This window comes from Aeromicrobium sp. 50.2.37 (genome assembly GCF_024655735.1).
In the GTDB taxonomy this organism is placed as follows: Bacteria; Actinomycetota; Actinomycetes; order Propionibacteriales; family Nocardioidaceae; genus Aeromicrobium.
Genome location: NZ_JANLGG010000001.1, coordinates 47012 through 69685 on the forward strand (window position 1 = coordinate 47012; position 22674 = coordinate 69685).

Annotated in this window: 11 protein-coding genes; 4 read left to right on the forward strand and 7 right to left on the reverse strand. The window is 65.0% G+C overall.

What is annotated here, in order from left to right:
- Positions 1-34 precede the first annotated feature (34 nt).
- The 4 genes from NUV38_RS00230 to NUV38_RS00245 all read left to right on the forward strand — a co-directional run bounded on the left by NUV38_RS00230 (position 35) and on the right by NUV38_RS00245 (position 8030).
- The gene (locus tag NUV38_RS00230) at positions 35-2929 is read left to right on the forward strand and encodes an SNF2-related protein (RefSeq protein ID WP_257727206.1); all 2895 of its coding nucleotides are present in this window, start codon (positions 35-37) and stop codon (positions 2927-2929) included.
- A 76-nt stretch (positions 2930-3005) separates the two neighbouring features.
- A complete protein-coding gene (locus tag NUV38_RS00235) occupies positions 3006-4877 on the forward strand; it encodes a site-specific DNA-methyltransferase (RefSeq protein ID WP_257727207.1) in 1872 nt (623 codons plus the stop codon).
- A complete protein-coding gene (locus tag NUV38_RS00240) occupies positions 4874-7840 on the forward strand; it encodes a DEAD/DEAH box helicase family protein (protein ID WP_257727208.1) in 2967 nt (988 codons plus the stop codon). The genes NUV38_RS00235 and NUV38_RS00240 overlap by 4 nt, the downstream gene beginning before the upstream one ends.
- A 28-nt stretch (positions 7841-7868) precedes the next feature.
- Positions 7869-8030 carry a hypothetical protein gene (locus tag NUV38_RS00245; RefSeq protein WP_257727209.1) on the forward strand — a complete coding sequence of 54 codons (162 nt, stop codon included), beginning with the start codon at positions 7869-7871 and terminating at the stop codon, positions 8028-8030.
- 430 nt (positions 8031-8460) lie between these two features.
- Here NUV38_RS00245 and NUV38_RS00250 read toward each other — a convergent pair whose 3' ends face one another.
- From NUV38_RS00250 to NUV38_RS00280, 7 genes are all read right to left on the reverse strand, one after another.
- A complete protein-coding gene (locus NUV38_RS00250) occupies positions 8461-10251 on the reverse strand; it encodes a DUF262 domain-containing protein (RefSeq protein WP_257727210.1) in 1791 nt (596 codons plus the stop codon).
- A 51-nt stretch (positions 10252-10302) separates the two neighbouring features.
- Positions 10303-16209, reverse strand: a complete 5907-nt coding sequence (locus tag NUV38_RS00255) for a DUF4011 domain-containing protein (RefSeq protein WP_257727211.1) — start codon at positions 16207-16209, stop codon at positions 10303-10305.
- Between the two features lie 101 nt (positions 16210-16310).
- Positions 16311-16847 carry a hypothetical protein gene (locus tag NUV38_RS00260; RefSeq protein WP_257727212.1) on the reverse strand — a complete coding sequence of 179 codons (537 nt, stop codon included), beginning with the start codon at positions 16845-16847 and terminating at the stop codon, positions 16311-16313.
- An 11-nt stretch (positions 16848-16858) separates the two neighbouring features.
- A complete protein-coding gene (locus NUV38_RS00265; protein ID WP_257727213.1) occupies positions 16859-20329 on the reverse strand; it encodes a bifunctional RecB family nuclease/DEAD/DEAH box helicase in 3471 nt (1156 codons plus the stop codon).
- A gap of 43 nt (positions 20330-20372) precedes the next feature.
- Positions 20373-20897, reverse strand: coding sequence for a hypothetical protein (locus NUV38_RS00270; protein WP_257727214.1), 525 nt, complete (start codon positions 20895-20897; stop codon positions 20373-20375).
- A 1-nt stretch (position 20898) separates the two neighbouring features.
- Positions 20899-21861 (reverse strand): RNA polymerase sigma factor RpoD/SigA, encoded by a 963-nt coding sequence (locus tag NUV38_RS00275; protein WP_257727215.1) that lies wholly within the window; start codon positions 21859-21861, stop codon positions 20899-20901.
- Positions 21862-22126: 265 nt separating this feature from the next.
- Entirely contained in the window at positions 22127-22666 is a 540-nt protein-coding gene (locus NUV38_RS00280) for a hypothetical protein (RefSeq protein ID WP_257727216.1), read from the reverse strand.
- Positions 22667-22674: the final 8 nt, after the last annotated feature.

The following is a 22674-nucleotide window of genomic DNA, read 5'->3' on the forward strand; positions in this document are numbered from 1 at the left end:
CGGTGCAAACACCCGAGTGCCCGCGGATGCCCACGTGACCCATCTGACGGCATATCAGGCCAAGTACTACGCGTACGAGCTCCAGCGTTCCTACGCCAACGATCATGTCGGCAAGATCGCTGGCCTTCTCTTCGACGCCCAGGTCGAACCGAAGCCGCACCAGATCGATGCGGCTCTCTTCGCACTCCAGACTCCGTACCTCAACGGCGTGGTCCTCGCTGACGAGGTTGGTCTCGGCAAGACCATCGAAGCGGGCATCGTGATCACCCAGTACTGGGCTGAACGCAAGCGCCGGATCCTGATCATCGCGCCCTCGAGTCTGCGACAGCAGTGGCAGCAAGAACTACTCGAGAAGTTCCTAATCCCCAGCCAGCTCCTTGATCCGAAGCTCAAGGACGAGCAACTTGCCCGTACCGCCCAGCAAGGCATCGAGGTGCTGATCTGTTCGTATGAGTTCGCGCTGCGACACGAGACCAGCCTGATGCGGCAGTGGGACCTGGTGATCTGTGATGAGGCCCATAGGCTCCGCAACTTCTATACGGGCCGAAACAAGGCCCCTGAGGCGATCAGTCGAATTGTTCGCGGTTCTAGCAAGACGATTCTGCTGACCGCGACGCCGCTACAAAACCGCCTCGAGGAGTTGTACGGGCTCGTCAGCGTGTTCGATCCTGACTACTTCTATTCGCTCGATGCTTTTCGTGAGCGCTACATCAAGAACAAGGTTGCCGGTGACAACGACGACTTGGTCGAGCGTGTCGCAGCGATCAGCAAGCGCACTCTTCGGCGTGACGCGGAGAAGTACATCCACTTCACCAAGCGGATGCCGCTCACTGTCGAGTTTATGCCCAGCCCGGCCGAAGTCGAGCTCTACGACAGGGTCAACGACTACCTGCAACGTGATGAGGTCTACGCGTTCTCGAACTCGCAGCGCCACCTGATCGCTTTGATCCTGCGCAAGCGCCTCGGCTCCAGCACCTATGCCGTCTCGAGCACGCTTGAACGGATCGCTGACCGTCTCGCTGCTGAGGTTGGTGGTGGGATCCGTCGCGATAGCCGTGGCGGAGTGATCCTCGCCGATCTCGCTGAGGATGAACTTACGGATGAGGAACTCGAGTCCCTGGAAGAAGGCGCGGCGGCAGCGACCGAGTTCGGGCCAGGCGCCGGCCAGAAGCTTGACTCCGAGACCGTCGATGCGATGCGCGCTGAGGTTGATGAGCTTCGCAGTTACGCGGCGCTCGCTCGCTCCATCACCGTCAACCAGAAGGCGGTCAAGCTCAACGAAGCCCTCGACAAGGGCTTCGAACGCTTGAAGGAGATCGGTGCCCCGCAGAAGGCGATCATCTTCACCGACTCCACGAAGACCCAGGAGTACATCGCGCGCACCCTGACGGAAGCGGGCCGCGGTGAGGGTCTGGTGCTTTTCAACGGAACCAACAACTCGCCCGCGGCCAATGAGATCTACCGCGACTGGCTCGAGGCGAACAAGGACGGCGACGTCATCACAGGCATCCCGGCAGCTGACCGCCGCAAGGCGCTGGTCGACTACTTCCGAGATCTGGGCACCATCATGATTGCCACCGAGGCAGCAGCTGAAGGTATCAACCTCCAGTTCTGCTCGATGCTGGTCAACTACGACCTCCCGTGGAACCCCCAACGCGTCGAGCAGCGCATCGGCCGGGTTCACCGCTTCGGTCAGAAGTTCGACGTCGTCGTCGCCAACTTCGCCAACAAGGGCAACGCCGCCGAAGCCCGCATCCTTGAGTTGCTCGCCAATAAGTTCCACCTGTTCAAGGGTGTCTTCGGCGCCTCGGACGAGGTGCTCGGCTCGATCGAGGACGGCTTCGACTTCGAGAAGACCATCAACCGGATCCTCAGCGATTCCCGCAGCGACGCGGACATCGACAAGGCGTTCAAGGAGCTCGAGGAGCAGTACGCCACCGAGATCAGCTCGGAGATGGCGGCCGCCAAGGCCAAGGTCTTCGACAACCTCGACCCGAACGTTCAGGACCGTCTCAAGTCCTACGACGCCCAGTCCGGTGAAGTGCTCAACAAGTTCGAGCGGCTGCTGCTCGCCGTCACCAAGCGACAGCTCGCAGAAAGCGCCACCTTCGAAGGCGACGGACGCCACTTCGTCCTGAACAGCTCGCCGGTCAAGGACGCACCGACCGGGCGCTACTACTTCAAGTCCGAACCGCTCGACAACGCCCACCAGTACCGCTTCTCAGGGCCGCTCGCGGGCCATGTCGTGGAGTCTGCAAAGGCCGCCGACACCCCGGCCAGAGAGCTGACGTTTAGCCTCAGCCAGTCCGAACGTGCAAGTAGCGCGATCAGGGAATTGGCGGGCAAGTCCGGTGAGCTCACAGTCAAGCTCGTCACCTTCACCATGAAGGCGAAGAACGACGACATCAGCGAGTCCTACATGCTCGCTGGAGGTCTCACTGATGACGGCCAGTGGCTCGACCACGAGTACGCCGCCGACCTGCTCGACCTGGTCTGCACCGACGAGGGTCCAAAGGTCACGGTCGACGACGGGAAGTTCGAGCAGCATCTTGCCGAGCGCCGCGCTCACCTGGAGCGCGAGGTCCAGGGCCGCAACTCCCGCTACTACGACCAGCAAGAAGAACTTCTCTACCGGAATCAGCAGGACCGACGGGCCGAGTCCGAGGGCAAGATCCGCGAGTACAAGGCCAAGGAGAAAGAGGCCCGCAAGAACGCACGCGGCACCGACGACCCGATGCAGCAGCTCAAGTTCAAGAAGGAAGCCCGAAATTGGGCCGTGCGAGCTGAGGAAGAGGACGAGGACGCTCGCGTCGCCCGCAAGAAGATGCGCGAAGAAGCCGACCGCTACCTCGAGTTGATCGAGCAGGCGCTCAAGGGCACGCAGACCGTCGAGCACCTGTTCAGCATCCGCTGGAAGGTGGTCACCTGATGACAACCTCCGCCGCGACCAACCCGACTATTAACTCGACTGGGATCCCAGGGATCCAAACACGGAGAACCAAGCAATGAGCAACGACGAACACGGCACCAACCAGGACCCTCAGATTCAGGAGGTTCCAAGTACTACTCCTGACCTGCAGACCGACCTGGCGCGCCAGTTGCAGGAGTTGGTGCCCGATGCGATCTCGGACGGCAAGGTCGACGTCGCCAAGCTGACCGAGCTCCTCGCGGCGGACGTCGCCGACAGCAGCGAGCGCTTCGGCCTGTTCTGGCCGGGCAAGAAGCGCGCACTCCGTGCGGCCCAGGAGCCCACCACGGCCACACTGCGGCCAGTCAAGGATCAGAGCAAGGACTGGGACACGACGAAGAACGTGTTCATCGAGGGCGACAACCTCGAGGTGCTCAAGATCCTGCAGAAGCACTACCACGGCAAGATCAAGATGATCTACGTCGATCCTCCGTATAACACGGGCAAGGACTTCGTGTATCCCGACAATTACAAGGAGGGGCTGGAAACCTATCTGGAGTGGACCAAGCAGGTCAACGAAGATGGGAAGAAGGTCTCGACCAACAGCGAGTCCGAGGGGCGTTACCACTCGAACTGGCTGAACATGATGTACCCGCGCCTCAAGCTGGCCCGGAACCTGCTCACGCAGGACGGAGTCATCTTCATCTCGATCGATGACAATGAGATCGACAACCTCGTGAAGATCTGCAACGAGGTCTTCGGTGAGGGCAACCACGTCGCGTCTTTCATCTGGAAGAGCAAGAGCGGTGGCGCCAATGACAGTGGCGAGGTCGCCGTCGATCACGAATACATTGTGTGTTTCTCTCGTTCCAAGACGGACAACGCTCTGGGCCTCGATCCTGATGCAGTTGCGACGACCTCGTACAACAACGAGGATGAGCGCGGAAAGTACGCCCTCGAACGCCTGGACAAGCAGAACCTGCAGTACTCCAGCTCGATGGACTACGACCTCGTGGGTCCAGATGGGCAGGTCTACAAACTTTCGCACCGCGATCCCGCGCGCCCGAATGCCATCTGGCGCTGGTCCAAGGACAAGGTCCAGAACAACATGGACCAGCTTGTCTTCAAGGACGGGAACGTTTACACGAAGAACTACCAGAAGCCGGGCGGCAAGCCCCGTTCGCTGTTCGTCGACGATCGCTTTGGCCGTACACGGACTGGAAGTACCGAGGTACGAGAGTTGCTCGGTGGCAGTTACTTCGACAACCCGAAACCGACCAAGCTCTTGAAGACGCTGGTGGCGGTTGGCAGCACGCCTGACTCGATCGTGTTGGACTTCTTCGCCGGATCAGGTTCCACAGCGCACTCAGTCATGGCCGTGAACGCGAAGGACGGTGGCACGCGCCGGTTCATCGCAGTCCAGTTGCCTGAGCCGACTGACGACGACGACGCGAAGCGCGCTGGGTTCAACACTATCGCCGACATCTCGCGCAAGCGCATTGACGCAGCAGGCGAGCAGGTCAAGGCGGAACTGGCCGCTCAGACGGTCGATGTCGGATTCCGGGCCTTCACCTTGGTCGATACGAACTTCTCGAAGTGGCGAGTATCGAGCGATGTCGATGCCGACAAGCTTCAGCAGCACCTTCTCGAGCTTCGCGATAGTGCGGAGGATTACGCGACTGCTGACTCGCTGCTTACCGAACTGCTGCTGAAGCAGGGCTACTCCCTCACCGAGGAGTCGGTGGAGCAGGACATCGCGGGCCTGACAGTGCACGCGGTTGGAGGCGGCCTGCTTCTGGCGTACCTGGACGAACACACGAAGCCGATTCTTGACCAGCTCCGTGCGGTCGTCGACAAGGAGCCCGCGCGGCTCGTAATCCTTGAGGACGCGTTCCACGGCGACGACGAACTGAAGACCAACCTTGCTCAGCTCTGCAAGAGCAAGGGCGTGGAGCTCTGGACTGCATGATGGAATTCAAGTTCGACGCCAAGCAGCAGTATCAGCTTGACGCTATCGGGTCGCTGGTGCAGCTCTTCGATGGCCAGCCCAAGGACGCAGAAGCGGTCCTGACCACGCTGCGTGGTGAGGGGAAGCTGAGCGGGGCGCAGGACCAGAGCAGTTTCGATCTTGATCTCTCGCAGGAGGTCGGAGCTGTGGGCAACAACCTCGTCCTCGACGAGGCGACCATCCTCCAGAACCTGCAGGCCGTCCAGGACAAGAACGGCTTGGAGGTTCTCGGGGCTCTCGCTGGGGACGCGCTCGACTTCGACATTGAGATGGAGACCGGCACCGGGAAGACCTACGTCTACCTGCGCACGATCTTCGAGCTGGCCAAGGCGTACAACTTCACCAAGTTTGTGATTCTCGTGCCGAGCGTCGCGATCAAGGAAGGCGTCACGACCAGCATCAAGTTGATGCGCCAGCACTTCCGCGACCTGTACCCGGCGCAGCCGTTCGACTACTCGGTCTACTCGGGCCAGTCCGCCGAAGAGGTGCAGGGCTTCGCCACCAGCACCAACGTGCAGATCATGGTCATGACGATCGACTCGATCCGTGGCAACGCGAACTCGCGCATCATCCACCAGACCCGCGACAAGCTGAACGGTCTGCGCCCGATCGACTACCTCAAGGCCACCCGCCCGGTCGTCATCATGGACGAGCCGCAGAACATGGAGTCCCAGCTCTCGCAGTCGTCCATCGGGGAACTCGACCCGATTGCGACCCTCCGGTTCTCGGCCACGCACCGCAAGCAGCGCAACGTCGTCTACCGGCTCGACCCGGTCGACGCCCACGACCACGGTCTCGTCAAGCAGATCGTCGTCGCCGAGGTTGCTCAGCAGGGCTCGGACGCGACGCCGTACATCAAGGTCGTCGAGGTGAAGCGCGACCCGTGGGAGGCCAAGTTGGAGCTGGCCGTGCGCGGCGCCGATGGCTCCCTCACTCGCCGGGTCTTGAAGGCGAAGCAAGACCAGGAGCTGTCCAACCTCACGAACAACCCTGCCTACGAGGGTTGGTGGATCACCGAGCTCTCGATCGAGCCGCAGTTCGTGGAGATCAACAAGCACGGCATGCTCCAGCAGGGCGAGGAGATCGGCGGCAACTCCGACTCGATCTATCGCGAGATGATCCGCGAGACCATTAAGGAGCACTTCCGCAAACAGACGATGCTGGCGTCGAAGGGCATCAAGGTGCTCAGCCTGTTCTTCATCGACAGGGTCGAGAACTTCCTCGGCGGTGGCTTCAACAACATCGACGCCAACGGCCAGTTCGTCCAGTGGTTCGACGAGCTGTTCCGCGAGGAGCGAGCCAAGTCACCGCAGTGGCAGGGACTCTTCCCGCAGGAGCCTGCAGAGCTTCGGCGGGGCTACTTCTCCGTTCTCAAGGCCAAGCGCGGCGGTACTGACACCTTCCAGGACACGTCCGGTAGCACCAAGGCCGACGACGACGCCTACGACCTAATCATGCGCGACAAGGCTCGCCTGCTCGACCAGGCGGAGCCCGTCCGCTTCATCTTCAGCCACTCGGCGCTTCGCGAGGGCTGGGACAACCCGAACGTCTTCCAGATCTGCACCCTGCGCGAGATGGGTGCCGAGGTGGAGCGCCGCCAGACCATCGGCCGTGGCCTGCGTCTGCCCGTCGACCAGACTGGCGAGCGTGTGGCGGACCGCAGCATTGCGCAGCTGACCGTGATCGCCAACGAGTCATACGTCGCGTTCGCCAAGTCGCTGCAGACCGAATACGAGAAGTCGGGCGTCGAGATCGGTCGCGTGCGCCTGCAGGAATTCTCCAAGATCGCCCTCTACGAAGAGCACATCGAGCCGGACGGCCCGGAGGTTTTCGGATACGAGCGCTCCAAGACCCTCTACGAGGCACTGGAGTCCTCGGGGATGATCAAGGACGGCAAGGTTACTGCTGCCTACCAGCCGACCCAGCTCGGGTTCGACCTCAAGCAGCACATCCCGGACTTTTTCTGGCCGTACGAAGACACGATCATCGAGTACATCGGTCGATCCAGCATCGAGCGCTATGTGAAGCCCCAGTCGAAACGGAAGTCGCGCAAGCTCAACAAGGAGCTCTTCGCGAACCCCGAGTTCGAGGAGTTCTGGCGCGCCATCTCGGCCCGCACGACGTACCGCATTTCGGTCGAGCGTGACCGCCTGATCGATGCCACAGTGAAGGCGATCAAGGAGGCGCCGGCCATCCAGCCGCTCCGCATCCAAGTCACCCGAGCCGGAGTCAAGATCCTCCGGGGCGGCACGAAGGCCACCGAGACGGGCCAGCGGTCTGCATCCCTCCAGGGCGCCTACGACCTGCCGGACATCATCACCGAGCTGCAGGAAGCCACGTCGCTGACGCGGAAGACGATCATTGACATCCTCCTGAACAGCGGGCGCCTGCCCGAGTTCATCGGGAACCCCAACGACTTCATCCAGATGGTCAAGGGTCGCCTGCAAGCCGTGCTCGCCGAGATCGTCACTGAAGGCATCCAGTACGAGAAGATCGGCGGCTACGTCTACGAGCTGCGCGAGCTGCAGAAGGACGGTCAGGAGGAGAAGGACCGTTTCCTCGACCAGATGTACAAGCTGCAGAACCCGGAAAAGTCCGACTTCGATCACGTCGTCTACGACTCCGAGCCCGAGCGCCAGTTCGCCGAGCTGCTCGACGGCCGCGACGACATCAAGCTGTTCATGAAGCTCCCCGGCAAGTTCAAGATCGACACGCCGGTCGGTCCATACAACCCGGACTGGGCGATCATCAAGCACGAGGACGGCGCCGATCGGATTTTCATGATCCGGGAGACCAAGAGCACCGACGACGAGGTCAAGCGCCGCCCGACGGAGAACGCGAAGATCAAGGCCGCGACCAAGCACTTCAATGCCATTGGTGTCGGTGACTACGCGGTCTCCGTACCCGCTAACTGGAGGGTGTAATGGAGCCGCGACGTCTAGGGCCCGTCACATGACCCTGGAGCAAGACCTGGCGACTCGGCTGGCCGATCGCACGAAGCCAACCGTGAGGCCGAACACCACCTCAAGCATGGTGAACGAGCATATTGACGGGAAAGTGAAGTACGACGTTGCTGACAACTACTCGAAGCTCATGGGGCTGGTGACCAACTGATGGGTCTGTTTCGGCGCTTTACTGCTCAGTCAAGACCCAGGAAACCACGAGAGCCACGATCCGTCAGGCGTGCTCGGATCGGGTTTCCGCCCGCACGCCTCGTGCAAGATCTGGCGATGAACTGCGTCAAGTGCGGTAGGAGACTGACGAACCCCACAAGCCAACGGCATCGTGTCGGAACTGACTGCATCAAGCGATACGGGTCTCAGGCTCGAATGGTCCCTAATCCGAAGCGCGCCCTCTGGGAAGACAGGCGGATTGCTGCGGAGGCGGATCGCGTAGCGCGTCAGGTCGAGCAGGATGCGGACTTCGCGCGCTCGTACTCCAAGTACGAGTCCGAACTTGCCGAATGGCGGAGCTCGAGGAAGAACCGATCGCATGCAGCTAGGTAGCCGCAAGTTTCATCAGCTTTTGCTGGACAAGTACTCCATCACAAGCGCTCGTAATACCGTCGAATCGCGTCAGCCATCAGGGCTCGACGTTCCTCGAGAAACGATGGATACGTCGCCGACGTAAAACGCGCAAAGTCCGTCGGCAGGGCGTTCTCACGAAGGTTCGCAGCAAGATCGTCCGCGGACCTGATCTCCCCGAGCGTCGGAGTGGCGGCTTCCATCTGGGCCGCGACCTCCGCCATGTACTCAGCGGGGGGCCGGTTGCCGATGCGGATGTTGATGGGCGTCTCCGTGAGGGCGAAGTTGGCGACCTGGTTGTAGTCGCTCCGATCGGGCCATCCCGACTTTCGCAGGTAGTCGCGGGGGAGGATGTGGTGGATGTCGCCCATCGTTTCTAGCATCGTGCCGACGCGGATAGAGCGCGAGAGGAAGCCGCGGGCGTTCGCCGATACCTGAGAAGCAAGGAAGACCTGAAAGTAGGGGCTGGCCGTGCTCGAGGTGTTGAGATTGGTCGGCAGGGTGACCGTCCAGAACGACTCGGATAGTTCGCTAGCCTCGACTTGCTTGAGGTAATCCGCAGCCCCGACCTCGCGGATTCGGCGGAGGTCTTGGTCGAACTGGGACTCGAAGCTGCCGGAGTGACGGTTGGTCAGCAGTGACATGACGAACCAGCGACGAACGACGTTCTTTGTTGTTGCGTCGCTTTCGCCCTCGTCCTTCCGAAGGATGAGATAGAGCGCGTAAGCGAAATTGAGGGCGTTCTGCGCGTTGATCATTCCGGCGTTGACGAAGCCGGCCGACTTGATCGTCATCACGAACTGCTTGAAGGTGTGCTCGTTGACCATGCGACCGAGCACCTCCTCGAGCCGGTCGTACGCGGGATCGATGCGGGACTCGTCGAACGTGCGGGTCTCCGTGTCACGGCCGGACAGTGCAGCGACAAGGCTCGACGGCTTACCGCGACGGAACCCGGCGATGGTCGCCACCCGAATAACGTCCTTGAACGTCGGATCGTAGAGATCCTCGGAGTCCTTCCGAAGCCAGGCGATCTTCTCGAGTAACCCCGAAGACGCGAACTCGGGGTCGTTGTCCTTAATGTCCGTATACACGTGGGGCGCGACCGACAAGTGGCAGAAGTAGTCGATGAGCTTCCGCAGGTTGCGGCCGCGGTCGCCGTAGGTCGCAATCTTGCTCATCGCGAAGTCGGCCGCGTTCAGCGGGACGCCCTTGGAATTGATCCGAATGAAGATCTCCGAGACAGTCTCGACGTCGAGGTCTGCCGACAAAGCGATGATGCCGATCGGCGCGTTGCGGATGTCGACGAGGCGCTGCAGGTTCGTCTCAACCGTTCGGGGATCGACGCCAGGGTTCCGATCCAGGTAGTCGCGGATGAAGGTGAGCAGCATGGCGTCACCGAAGAGCTTCGATACGTCCGAGATCCATTCCGAGTTCTTCCGGATCACAGGGGTGAGTGTCGCGAACTCTGAAGTGACGGGGTTGAAGGCGATGACGATCCGCGATGCCTTGTAGTCCTTCGTGACCACTGGCTCACCCACGAGCGCCGCACGGAGCGCGGTCACTCGTTGTTGGCCATCGATGAGGATCTGCTGAAACGAGGCCTTGCTCCCATCTTTCAGTGCCGCCCCGACGGACTGCCAGGTGATCAGGTAGCCCACGGGGTACCCGTTGTAGAGCGAGTCGAGCAGATCGCGAACCTTCGTGCTGTTCCAGACGAAGGGCCGCTGAAGCTCGGGGATGGCGATTTGCCCGGCCTGCACTTGGGCCAAGAGATAGCTGACCGGGTGCTGGTTGACGACGTACTTCGACATGGGGATTCTCCGGTGGGTGTGAGAGTGGCGGTCCTCAGCAGGGTGGTCCGGTCAACGTGACACTTTGATCACCCCGTCGGGTCCTTGAACCATCTGCTCCGTTTCCAGTGCTCGGCGGAGAGCCGCGCGAACGGGTCCAGTGAGAGCATCCGTGCGACGTCGCCAACCGAACACGACCAGCGTCTCCTTGAGGGCTTCATCCTCCGTCATTCCATGGGCGTCCCGACACAGGGCGACGATGGCGTTGGCGATTTCGATCGGATGGACATCGGCGATCGGTCGGGGGTCGTCGAACGTCGCGGTCCTGAAGCCGGCCCACGAGTCGCGATTGACTCCTTCGGGCCACGCGAAGCGCTCTCCGTCTCGCAGCTCTCTCGGGATGCACCGCACGATCGATTCGATCCGGGAGGCGTTGAGGCGAGTCAGGTCGAAGGATCCCGCAGCCAGACGCGCAGCTCTCTCGAAGGAGATCGGGCCCTCCCGCTCGATGATCGCCCTCAGCTCCAGAGCGACGGCGTCGCCGGCCCAGCGCTCGGGGAGAGCATCCAGGTAGGACCGGCTCCCGATCACCCGGGGTATCCAGGGGAGAAAGGGGCTCGCCCCCGGGAGGGCGTGATCGAGCGCGGGACTCGGAGCTGCCGCCGAGGTGAATGCGGGCGGGCCGGCGCTGTCGGTGGGGGCTGGGGAGAGTTCAGGGCGCGACGAAGTGGAGCCGACATCGGGGACGTCCCCCTCCGTCGCTCGTGATGGTGCTGCCGGCGGGGCCGCGCGCACGGGTCGAGGGGTGGAACGTGCCTCCTCGACCTCGTGAGCCAGCCGCGCGACCACCGTGGCTCGATCCTCCAGCCACTCGGGCATCCACACACGCTGCACCGAAGGCCACCCCATCAGGCTCTCGAGGACCGAGACGGGGAGTCCGTCTCGATCGCCGACGGTGCGCCGCGCCGCCCAGCCCTCGCCATCGAGGAGCACGGCGACGAGGGGTGTGTCGGGCGTGGACGGGTGCGCCAGCGCGAGGTCGATCTTGAAGTCCGACAGGCCGAGGTCGGTGGAGACGACGAGACCCGCCTCGCGACACGCACTCGCGATCTCGTCGCGGTGGCGATCGATCACCGAACGAAGGGACACGGACTCGACGCCGGCCGTCCTGCGAGCCGCGGCCTGCATGTAGGCCGCGAGGTGCTTGATGCCGATGGAGCCTGTGGCCTCCACGCGCAGCTCGCTCGGGTCGAAGGAGGTGAAGATGACCACCTGGGTACGAGCACGGGTGATGGCGACGTTCAGCCGGCGCTCGCCGCCCCGGTTCGTGAGAGGACCGAAGTTCAGGGGCAGCACCCCCTTGTCGTTCCTGCTGAAGGCCGTGGAGAACAGGATCACGTCGCGCTCGTCGCCCTGCACGTTCTCCAGGTTCTTGACGAAGAGGCCCTCGCCATTCGTCCCGTCCATGGCCTTGAGGATGCGAGCGTCGTCGAGGTCGCGGAGCATCGACTCCACCAGGGTCCTTTGCGGCATGTTGAAGGTCACGACGCCGATGGACGGAGGGACTTCGGGCGAGGCGGTGAAGCGCCGTCGGATCTCGGAGACGATCGCTTCGGCCTCGACACGGTTGGTCCCCTTGTCCCGCCCCGGTGTCCGGACGAAGGTGCCGTCGAGCTTGACGAGGCTGACTCCAGCAATGGGGTGGCCCTCGTCGTCCACTCCGGGGTCGGGCGCTGGGAAGGACGAGAGTCGACTCTCGTAGTAGTGCTCGTTACTGAAGGCGATGAGGGACTCGTCCTTGCTCCGGTAGTGCCACGTGAGAGCTCGACGTGCGACGCCTGCCTGAGCGACCTCGGTGAGGATGCTCTCCTCGTCCGGCTGGACCAGCAGCTCGTCGGTCTGTCCGGAGTCATCGGCAGACGGTTCCGCGAAGGACGTGGGCGGCATCTGCTTGCTGTCACCGACCACCACGGCCGAGGTGGCGCGGCCCATCGCACCCACCGCGTCGGCCACCCGGATCTGGGAGGCCTCGTCGAAGACGACTAGGTCGAAGGTGATCGAGCCGACGGGGAAGAATCGTGCGATCGAGTCGGGACTGACGAGCACGCACGGCATCACCTGCGTGATCAAGTCACCGTAGGTCGCGAGCAGCTCGCGGACCTTCATGCCGCCGCGGCGTCGTTCGAGCTGACGTCGCAGCTCTCCCACCTGACCCCTCTCGGATCCAGACCGGAAGGGTCGGGCAGCGAGGACGTCTGCAGCAACGGAAGACTGGAGGTGAGCGCGCAGGTCGGACATGGATGTTGCGAAGCGCTGGACGACCTTGTCATGAGCCTCCGGATCGAAGGCGTCGAGGCCAGAGGCCAGCATTCGCTCCTCCATCGAGGCGAGCGCCAAGCCCTTCTCCATCGATGCCACGGCGGAGGTGCTTCCCACGCGGCCCTCGAGGACGGCGTCGAAGGCGGACTCGAGGTGGAGGTCGCGCAGCGCTCGTGCCGCGGAGACGAAGTCGAGCCATCGGTCGAGCGTCCGCTCCGCCTGGGCCGGGGCACCGCGCGCGGCCGTCCCAGACGCCCAGATGGGCACGAGGGGAGCCCCGTCGAGCCAGTCGCTGAGATCGCCAGGCCTAGCCCTGGACGCCGTCCAGAGTGCCTGCAAGGCCGTGTCTACCGCTCGCAGCGCCGTGCTCTCGCGCTCGCTCAGCACTAGGTCTGCATCGATCAGTGCTCGCAGCGCCTGGCCGAAGGCGTCGAAGGTTCCGTCCGCCCCCGGGGCGGTACGGGCCGCCTGGTTCTCCAGCCACTCGAGCTGGGATTCCGCAGCTTCCAGTGAGGCATCCGTGTAGGGGTTCCATCCCAGCACCGGGCGGGTCCCTGGGATGCCGGAGCGGTCGGGGGCGATCGCATCCGCGTTCGTGCGAAGCTCGACGAGCTGGTCGAGCACGGACACGGCCTCCTTCGGGCGCACCGGACCCGTCAGGTGCTCGTCCAGGGGCGAGAGCGCCGCGAGGACCCGCTTCTTGCGACCGAAGAACCCGGAGGTCGCAGCAGCGGAGACGGCCTCGCGGATGCTCGACACCGGCTGGTCGAGCGCCGATGGCTTCGCTCGCTCGAGCACGGCGGGGCTCGCGCTGCTGAGAGCGTTGAGGGAGTTGACGTAGGCGTCGCGCCGCTCGGTCCAGGAACGAGTTCGCACCTGGTCCAGCTCGGCAGTCGTGACGGCTGGACCGTGCGTCAGGGCCACCAGGGCCGACACGTCCTCCGGGGTCGTCGCCTGGTCGACGGCGTCCCTCAATGGCCCGGCCGGTGGCAGGTCAGCCACGGCTCGGTCCAGATCTGCTGCGGCCGCGAGGACGCCTCGACGGTCGTCGATGACGCCGCGGATGAAGCCCCAGGGATGATGGGGCTGAGGGCGGGCGAGGTCGGCGGGATCCTCGAGGTTCCTCAGCGACGTGCGAAGCCTCGACAGTGCTTCGGAATCGAGCGAGATGAGCTCCTCCGTGGTGATCGGCAGGGCAGGCAGCTCCTCCGGGTAGGCAAGAACCTGGGTTCGGGCCGAGTAGTAGGAGAGTCCTGCCGCGTTCGTCTCGTGGAGACGCGTCGCGTACCTCTGCAGGGACCGTCGCGAGCTGCTCACCGCCTCCTGTTCCGCCGTGAGTCCCTGCCGGTCGAACTCCAGGTGCAGGTCGAGCGCCTGCTTGATCTGGTCTCGGACCACCGCAGGCTTGCTGGACTTGTCGTGCAGGTCCAGCGAGAACGGCCCCATGCCCACCGACTCGAGGCGAGAGGAGACCACGTCGAGAGCGGCGCGCTTCTCCGCCACGAAGAGCACCCGCTTACCTGCCGCGATGGCCCGTGCCAACAGGTTCGTGATCGTCTGCGACTTGCCGGTGCCAGGCGGGCCCTCGAGCACGAAGGTGTGGCCGGCCACCGCGGCGGCCACCGCCTCGAGCTGCGATGCGTCGGCCGGGATCGGGCAGTGAGCGTCGAGGTCGTCGAGGTCGTCCATCGACTCGTCGATCAGGGGATCGCGGAACTCGCCCGTCGGGTCCTCGACCAGGTGCCGGACCAGGGGAGCGCTCATTAGACCTTGCCAGTCGTCGTCGAGGTCCTTCCAGAGCCTGAACTTGGCAAACTGCAGCACGGCGATGTCGGCGGACTCGTCGACCCGATAGGGGATCTGCTTCTCGGCGAGAGCGTCGCGCACCGCGGCGAAGGTGGCAGCGAGATCGATGCCGTGCTCGTCCTCTACTGGGTTCTCCAGACCAGGGATCGTGATCCCGTCTGCCTGCCGAAGCTTCTCGATCAAGCAGTAGTTCGGCGTGCTGGAGCCGGACTCGTCCAGCTGCAGGCGGTACAGACCGCGGCGTGACCCGGGCACGAGCGTGACCGGAAGCAGGATCAATGGTGACTTGAGCGCGCGGCCGTCGACCTCCCAGTGCAACGATCCCAGGGCGAGGTAGAGGTTGTTGGCACCGGTCTCCTCCTCGATGGTCCGCGCCTTGTAGGCGAAGTTGCGCATTTTCCGGAGGTAGGAGTCCAGGGTCTGACCGGTCCGGACGTCGGTGAAGATGCGCTTGGCGTCGAGGATCTCCTTGAGCTGGGACACGGGCAGATCCGCGCCGAAGCGCACACCCTGCGCCTCGCTGGTCGAGGGAATCTGGTCGCCCGGCAGCAGCGTGAGCGACTGCCCTGCGTTGAGCAGGTCCTCCACGTGGGCGATGCTTCCCGGCGGCACGGCGAGCTGGATGGCGGACCGCTCGGTGAAGTTGATGAGCTTGTTGCGCAGGCTCAGGTCCAGCAGCGAGTTCTTCCAGGACTGGACGCGCGGCGGGACGGATGGCGCGGCCTGACCAGAGCGACCGTCGACCTGCGGAGTCGTCGACACGACGGTGTGGCCGGAGTGCTCGGTCGGGACGTACTCGACGAGCGTGGTGTCACCAGTGCTGCTGACGCGCATGGCCGGGAGCGGGAGCACCTGGCTCTGGCGCCGAACGACTCGAACGTCCACGACGCCCTCGAAGCGCGAGAGAGTCCCCGTGAGGTAGCTGCCGCGCGTGCTCTCGTGCGCGTCGTCGTCGAAGGCGGCAGACGAGTCACCGCCGGCAACACGAGTCGTCTCCAAGACCCGAAGTCGACCGCCGTCGACGGCGTTGGCGGCGAGCTCCATCGACTCCACCGACGCGATGCCCAGATCCTCTTCTCGCCAGTAGCCGAGGAAGGCGTGCCCCTCGACGACGAACAGCACGGGGTGCAGGCCGGCGTGCTCGATCGCCGCCGCCAGGACGACCGTCGTGTCCAGGCAGGTGCCGACTCTTCCTTCGAGGACTTCGCTCGGTGTGCGGACCTTCTGCCCGGCTGCCCAGCTAGCGGGTGGGTTGCTGTAGGTGATGTTGCGTCCCCGTGCCTCGTCCCAGATCGCCTGCACGATGGCGTCGGCACGTTCCGGTCCGGCCTGGTACCCCTGGGTCGAACCGGAGCCAGTGGTCCTCTCGAGGCGCACCCGGACCGCGTCGAGGAACGATCCGATGCTGGGATCGTTCGGCTGGACGAAGGCCGCGAGTGTCTCGGTCGCGAGCGGGTTCAGCGCGGCGCGACCCGACCCATCGGTCGAGAAGATGGTCCTCCACGTCCGTGCCGAGCCGAGCAGGACGTCCTGGCGGAGGCTTGTGACCTCGTCGCTCTGGTGGACCTCGACGACGAGCTCGGCCGTGGTGTCCTCGCTCAGCTGGCTCATGGCTGCCAGGTCGACCTGGAGCGAGACGGGGTCGATCACCGCGCGGCCGTCGGCCTCCGGCTCGAGCTCGACCGCGAAGGGATGAGTCAGTGATGTCCCTCGATCGTCCAATCGGATCTTCAACACCGCCGGCGCCTCGTGCCCGATCCCGTCGACACGCACGGAGTGCACGAAGGGGATGCGGTTGTACACGAGGGCGTAGCTGGCCCAGTCGTTCGCCTGGACGGTGATGGACAACGTCATGAAGGTTCCTCCCGATCGTCGACTCGACGATGCTTGGTCCGATATCGCGGGTAGAGGGTTGCTGGCTAGATGTTGGTACTCGGATGGTCTCGGACTCGGTGTCACACGTGCTTCGATCTTTCCGAGTCAGGAGCTCGAGGGCCGTCCTGCGCCGCCGCTCGGAACGCGGCCGTCACGTCCCGCGCGCCCGGGGCGCTGAGTAGGTCGTCCGTCATGAAGGCCACGTCACCGTTGACGTGCGAGCGATGGGTGGCACGGCTGCGAATCTCCGATGCCGGAACGAGCGCCGCTCGCACGACTGAGTAGTCGGCGGACGACAGCTGCACCAGAGCACCGAGGCGGAAGTCCCAGGATCGGAACGGCGACATCTGTCGTTGGGACCTCGTGATCGGTTCACTGACCACTCGAGCCTTGACCTGGATCAGCGTCCCGTCCTCGAGCGTTAGGTCGTAGGACTTGACCGAGTTGGGGGCGAGCACGCCGCCGAGAGCACGCTGAGCGAGCCACTCGGCGTAGTCGCCTGCAGGCGCGTTGTTGGTCCGGACGATCTCGCGTGAGCGTAGCTCTCGAAGAACGGCCGCGTAGTCGGCGAGGAGTTCCTCGGGCGTGGCCGAGGTGAGCTGTTCGACTGTGAGCACGATGTCTTCCTTCAGTCGGCAATGAATCGGAGGTAGGAGCCGAGCTCGGCAAGGCCGGCAGGCGTGCTCGGCAGGTGGTCGGCCAGTTGGGGCGAGTGGAAGACGTAGGCCGCCCACTGACCTCGAGAAATGGCGACGTTGAGGCGGTTGCGGTTCAGGAGGAAGTCCATGCCGCGCGGTGCATCTGCAGGCGACGACGCAGTCATCGAGACCATCACGACGGGTGCCTCCTGACCCTGGAACTTGTCCACGGTGCCGACGCGAGTATCGAAGAGCTGCACTGAGTCGAGCCGCTGTCGGATGATCGCGACCTGGCTGTTGTAGGGCGCGACGACGATGACGTCCTGGGGGACCATCGGCCTGGCGCCCCACGATCGGCTTGGCTGCCACCGGAGTCGCATCAGCTCGCAGATGCTGGCCAGGATCGCGTCAGCCTCCTCGACCGCGTGAACGCTGTTGCCGACGTGTTCGACCTGGATCGGGTGGATGCCTGGGTGGAGTCCCGGCAGGTCGCGGTCGGTCGTGACCTCGGCGACCGACGTCAGACGACCCTCGTACGACAGGCGCGAGACGGCGGTCGTGAGGATCGGGTGCATCCGTCGCGTCTTGGCGAGGAAGAAGCCTCGTTCCGTCGGCATCGTCGCAGAGCCCTCCGTGAGCCAGGCGAGGGCAGAACCGTCGACCGGCTCGGGGTGCGTCCCCTGGCTCACCTGGGGGAGTTGCTGTGGGTCGCCCAGCAGCAGCAGACGTTTCGTGGCGCGGCCGACGACGATCGTGTTGGCGAGGGAAAACTGACCAGCCTCGTCGATGACGAGCAGGTCGAGTTCGGCGTCATGGAACGCCTTGTCGCTGGCGAAGGCCCAGGCAGTGCCTCCGACGAGGAAGCCGGCATCCTGCTCGGCGACGAAGGTCACGTGCGCCGGCTTGTCCTTCAGCACGGTCCAGGGCTTGTCGGTCTTGTCGCTGCCCTTGTTCTCCTTCGCAATGCTCGAGGGAACCAGTCCTGCATCGATGGTCTTCTGCAGGAAGGTCTCGACGGTGGTGTGTCCCTGCGCCACGACGCCGACCTTCCACCCAGTCTCGACGAGTCGACGCACGACGTGGGAGCCAAGGTAGGTCTTACCTGTCCCGGGAGGGCCCTGGACAGCGAGGTAGGAGTGATCGAGACGACGGATGGAGTCGAGCATGAGGTCGATGTCGCTGGACGTCGCCTGGCCACCGACGAAGGTCCCGTCGACGAGGCGAGGGGAGCGCCTGGCCAGCACGTCAAGTGCCGCCGTCGCCGGCAGGGGGACTGGATCGGACGGATCGATCGACGTCGCCAGTGCCTGGATCACCTTCTCCAGAGGTCCGTCGGGGACGAACCCCTGCTCCACGGCCGCCATCGGGAGCTGGGAGAACGTCGGTGCGTCCTGGCCGTGCTTGTGCATCAGGAGCACGTCGGCCACGCCGTCGTCGCCCTCCTCGACAGCGATGACCTCGGCCTTCCCGACGTAGGCGCGCACCTCGCCGTCGCCCAGCTCCACACCAGGCGGAAGGTCCTCGAAGAGCAAGGACACCGAGGCGTTCGTGTCGACTGTGCTTCCCGGCTCCAGCCGTCCGCGCATGCGCAGCACCCGCCCGACGCTGTTCTTGACCGGTGCCCAGTCCTCGACCAGCTCGACAGGTCCCTCGGCCACGAGCGTGCTCCGCAGGTCCATCCACTCGTCGACCGGTTCGGAGAGTCGGGAGTAGTACACCCACCAGGACGGCTTCTTCTCGCGGCGGTGATAGCCCAAGGCAGCAGCGAGCAGGGCGACGGCCTGCTGCTCGGCCGTGCGGTCGGCGTCGGGCAGGTTGGCCAGGAGCTCCGCCGCGACAACTGCGGCGTCGCCGAGAGTCGTCTGCCGTGCGGCGGACTCGTCGTCGGTCGTCCGGGAGGCCTGGTCGTGTGCTGCCGGCGACCACCCGCCGACGTCACGCAGCCACCCGAGCAGCCGCATCGTCGACGTGCAGTCGTAGGCGTTGTAGGCCTCGACGTTTGCGCGCACCTGCTGCGCCTTCTCGTCGTCGCCGTCAGCTCGCAGCACTCGGTAGTGCTCGTACTGCACGATCGAGTCCGTCGCGTTCGAGACCTCGCCTCGGAGTGACTCACCCATGTAGAGCGGCTCGAGGTACTTGATGCTGTACGACGGCTGGGAGACGCGCACCGACTGCCGGACGGTCGCGTAGAGGTCGATGAAGACTCCCGCCCGGAGCAGCTCGTCGAGGAAGTCCTCACCGACGGTGTGCCGCACGGTCAGCCGCTTCAGCGCGGTCACCTCGTACGGCGCGTAGTGATAGACGTGCAGGTCGGGGTGCTGCGTCCACCGGTCCTCGAGGAAGTCGAGGAACGCGATGAGCGCCGCCTTCTCCTCGGCGCGGTCGTCCGCCCACAGGCTCGTGAACGCACCGTCGGCGGTCCCGTCGTCCGCGACCCATCCGAAGAGGTACTCGAGCCCGGTTTCGTGGCTGGTGCCGTCGACCCACAGCGGGTCTCCCTCGAAGTCGAAGAAGATGTCCCCCGCGCTGGGGGCGGGTAGCTGGCGGATCGGCGTGGAGTCGAAGACCTGGTGCACCACGCCATCTGCAGAGGACGCCGCGACCTGTAGGGCGGCCTGCGACTGAAGCTTCTGCCAGGAGCGCTCGGCCAGTCCGGCGACCGTGGCATCCATGGCGGCGAGCTGATCGATGGTCTCGACGCCCGCTGCACGCAGGTACTCGCGCTGCGATCGACGCATCCCGGCGACCAGCAGCAGGTCGCGGTGGGCTTCGACCTCTGCGGTGCAGTGCTCGCAGGACCCGCACTGCCTGATGTCTGCTGCGTTCCATCTGGCCGGGTTCCCCGAGTCGAGGTGGCGTCGCAGGAGCGCCTCGAGGTTTCTGCGGCGGTGCCGGTACACGGCGACGACGTCGTCGAGGTCCTGGTCGTGAACCTCCCCGTTGCCGAGGATGAGGCGCCCGACGGGCGACCGGGGGATGCCGTGCTGGTCGAGCAGATCGGCGTAGCCGGCGATCTGCAGCAGAGCCGTCACCTTCGCGTGCCGGGCGAGCTTGGCATCCCAGACCTCGTACCGGCCGTCGGCGTCGCGGACGAGGAAGTCGGCCTGGCCTCCGAAGCCGCCGTCGGTCAGCACGGCCTGGGCAACGACCTCGACGCCCGCCCGCAGCGCGTCCAGCGTCTCCTCCATTGCTGCCGCAAGGGTGGTCGGGTTGTAAGGCTCAGGGTGTGCGATCTCGACCACGTTCCTGCCCTCGGACCGGAGCAGCTCGACGTAGCGACGTTCGTGCTCGTCCCCGAGCTCGGACAACCGGTCCATCATGAGATCGGCCTCGCTGCTCGGTGGAGTCACCAGGCCGCGACGCACGTCGACCGTGCGGAGCCATGCGAACTCGCAGCCGGCCGACGCCGTCAGGTCTGACGGACTCAGGACGAACGAGCCGTCAGCGACGAGCATCACCATGAGAGCCCCCTGGAACTGATCTTGGACGTTCTGCCCACGATGATCATGATGCCTGTCCCGAGGGTCGCACAGGTGCAAACCGGGAGAGGAAGTCGACGACGCTCCGGAGGTTCGAGGACGTGAGACCTAGGTCGGGGTCTGGAGCGACGAGGAGGTGGTCGACCCCGAGACGGTCGACCATCTCCGTCACGTCCTCGACAGCGAGGTCGTCGTCGGTCCAGACGAACGGTCGTCGTTCGGCGCCGATGACGTCAGCGACGACGTGGGCCTTCCACCAGCCGTGGTGCGAGCTGCCGCTCGGGATGTCGTACGACGGGAACGGGTCGAGGCCGACCGCTGGGGCGAGCGAGAGGTGGGCGTCCTGCTCCCACGTCGTCAGCCACCTCACATCGGCCAGACCGGCCCGGTGGCAGGTGTTGATCAGCTGGACCACCTCGCGCGACCAGTGGATCGGCCACGTCTCGTTTGCGGTCCGAGCCTTCGTGGCAGCGAGGCCGTCGCGAGGGCGCAGTGCGTTGACCACGCCGTCGATGTCGAGGAACCAGATCGGCTTCGCGGTGTCCGCCACGTCAGCCCGCCTGCCCGGCGAGCGCCTCGACGATCTTGCGCTTCGCCTTCGCCTCGATCTGGCGGATCCGTTCGCGCGTCACGCCGAACGACTGGCCGATCTCCTCGAGGGTCTCCTCGCGACCCGTGTCGTAACCGCACCGGCGGCGTAGGACCGCCGACTCGCGGTTGGTGAGGAGCGAGAGCACCTGGGCGCACAAGCGTTCGCGGTCCAGTGACTCCTCGACGTCGAGGTCCGGCCGGTGGGCCCGGCGGACGTCGTCGCCCATGAGCTCGGTGGCGGCGTCGAGGTCGATGACGTCGCGGTCGAACGCGAGGACCTGCTCCACCCGTGCGACGGGGCGGCTGGTCGCGTCGGAGATCTCCGCGAGGGTCGGGAGAGGGTCGAGGGACTCGCGCAGTGCCCGCCTCGCCGCCCGGACCGGTCGCAGGTCCTCGTGCACGTGGACCGGGAGCCGGACCAAGCGCGCCGTGTCGGCGATCGAGCGCTGCACGTGCTGGCGGATCCACCAGGTCGCATAGGTGGAGAACTTCGTGCCGAAGGAGGGATCGAACTTCTCGGCCGCCCGCATCACACCCATGAGGCCGGCCTGCATGCAGTCGTCGAACGGGAGCCCCTCCCGGTTCGTCACCCGCACGATCGAGATCACGAGGCGGACGTTGGCGAGGACGAACCGCTCGCGCGCCAGCGAGCCGAGCCGAACGGCGCGCGTGGCGTCAGGGCCGGTGTCACCTGCGGCGGCCAGGCCAGCGGCGACGTAGCCGGCCAGCTCGACCTCTTCCTCGGCGGAGAGCAGGGCGTAGGGGTGCGCCATGAACGCGGGGAGGCGGTCGTCGTCGAGCAGCACCTCCAGCAGGAGGCGGCGCTCGGTGTACTCGGCCGTGATGGCGGCGAGCGCGTCGAGACGGGCGAGGACGGCGGCGTACTCGTCGGACAGGGACGAGGGATCGGGGATGGCGTTCATGGTGGACCTCCGGGTCAGTCGGTGTGGGTCGTGGATCGGCTGTCGACGGGGAAGGGGCCGGGGCCTGCGAAGCCGTCGCAGGTCCGAATCACCTCGTCTTCGTCAGGTTTCCGTCGGGAACGAGGCGCCGTCGTCGTCGCCTCATCTCGGACGGGTCCGTCGAGGACCGCTGACGTGGTGGTGCGCTCGGGCATCGGGTCCGAGGAGACCTCAGCTGTGACGACGCCGGTAGGCGTCCTCTCGCCCGGGATGACCTCGTGGCCGGTCACGCCTCGTCACCGCCGGCACCCTCGACGAAGAGGGTCGCGGCGTCGACGAGCAGCGACGCGCCCTCCCAGTACTCGCCGCTGAGGTCGAGTCCGTCGACGTCGCACTCGGTGAAGATGTCGTCGTACAGGCAGTCGTTCCAGGTGGATGCCCCGTCGGTGTACAGGTCGAGCGCCGCGTCCAGTGGCTCGACCAGGCCGTCACGGCATCGTTCCTCGACCGGGCCGACGCGGCGTGCTGCTCGCGAGGCATCGCGCACGAGGTCGCCGTAGTCCTCCTCGTTCACGCCGACGTCGAGCACGGCGTCGATGTCCTGCACGGCAGCGAGGTAGTCGGCCGTCGCAGCGATACACTCCTCGTGGGCGGCCTTGGCAGCGGCGAGCTCGGCACGCCGTTCGCGCTCGGCCGCGCGCTCCTCGGCGGCCGCTGCCTCGACGCGCTCGACCTCAGCACGGTGCTGGACGAACATCACGGTCCCGGTGGCGCCGAGCGCCACCACCAGCGTCGTGACGAGCACGACGATAACCTTCCGCTTCATGCGGCTCT

Excerpts from the sequence above, each read along its gene's own strand:
- NUV38_RS00235 (WP_257727207.1), top strand. The coding sequence starts at position 3,006 with ATGAGCAACGACGAACACGGCACCAACCAGGACCCTCAGATTCAGGAG.
- NUV38_RS00250 (WP_257727210.1), bottom strand. The coding sequence starts at position 10,251 with ATGTCGAAGTACGTCGTCAACCAGCACCCGGTCAGCTATCTCTTGGCC.
- NUV38_RS00240 (WP_257727208.1), top strand. The coding sequence starts at position 4,874 with ATGATGGAATTCAAGTTCGACGCCAAGCAGCAGTATCAGCTTGACGCT.
- NUV38_RS00275 (WP_257727215.1), bottom strand. The coding sequence starts at position 21,861 with ATGAACGCCATCCCCGATCCCTCGTCCCTGTCCGACGAGTACGCCGCC.
- NUV38_RS00245 (WP_257727209.1), top strand. The coding sequence starts at position 7,869 with ATGACCCTGGAGCAAGACCTGGCGACTCGGCTGGCCGATCGCACGAAG.
- NUV38_RS00280 (WP_257727216.1), bottom strand. The coding sequence starts at position 22,666 with ATGAAGCGGAAGGTTATCGTCGTGCTCGTCACGACGCTGGTGGTGGCG.
- NUV38_RS00255 (WP_257727211.1), bottom strand. The coding sequence starts at position 16,209 with ATGACGTTGTCCATCACCGTCCAGGCGAACGACTGGGCCAGCTACGCC.
- NUV38_RS00265 (WP_257727213.1), bottom strand. The coding sequence starts at position 20,329 with ATGGTGATGCTCGTCGCTGACGGCTCGTTCGTCCTGAGTCCGTCAGAC.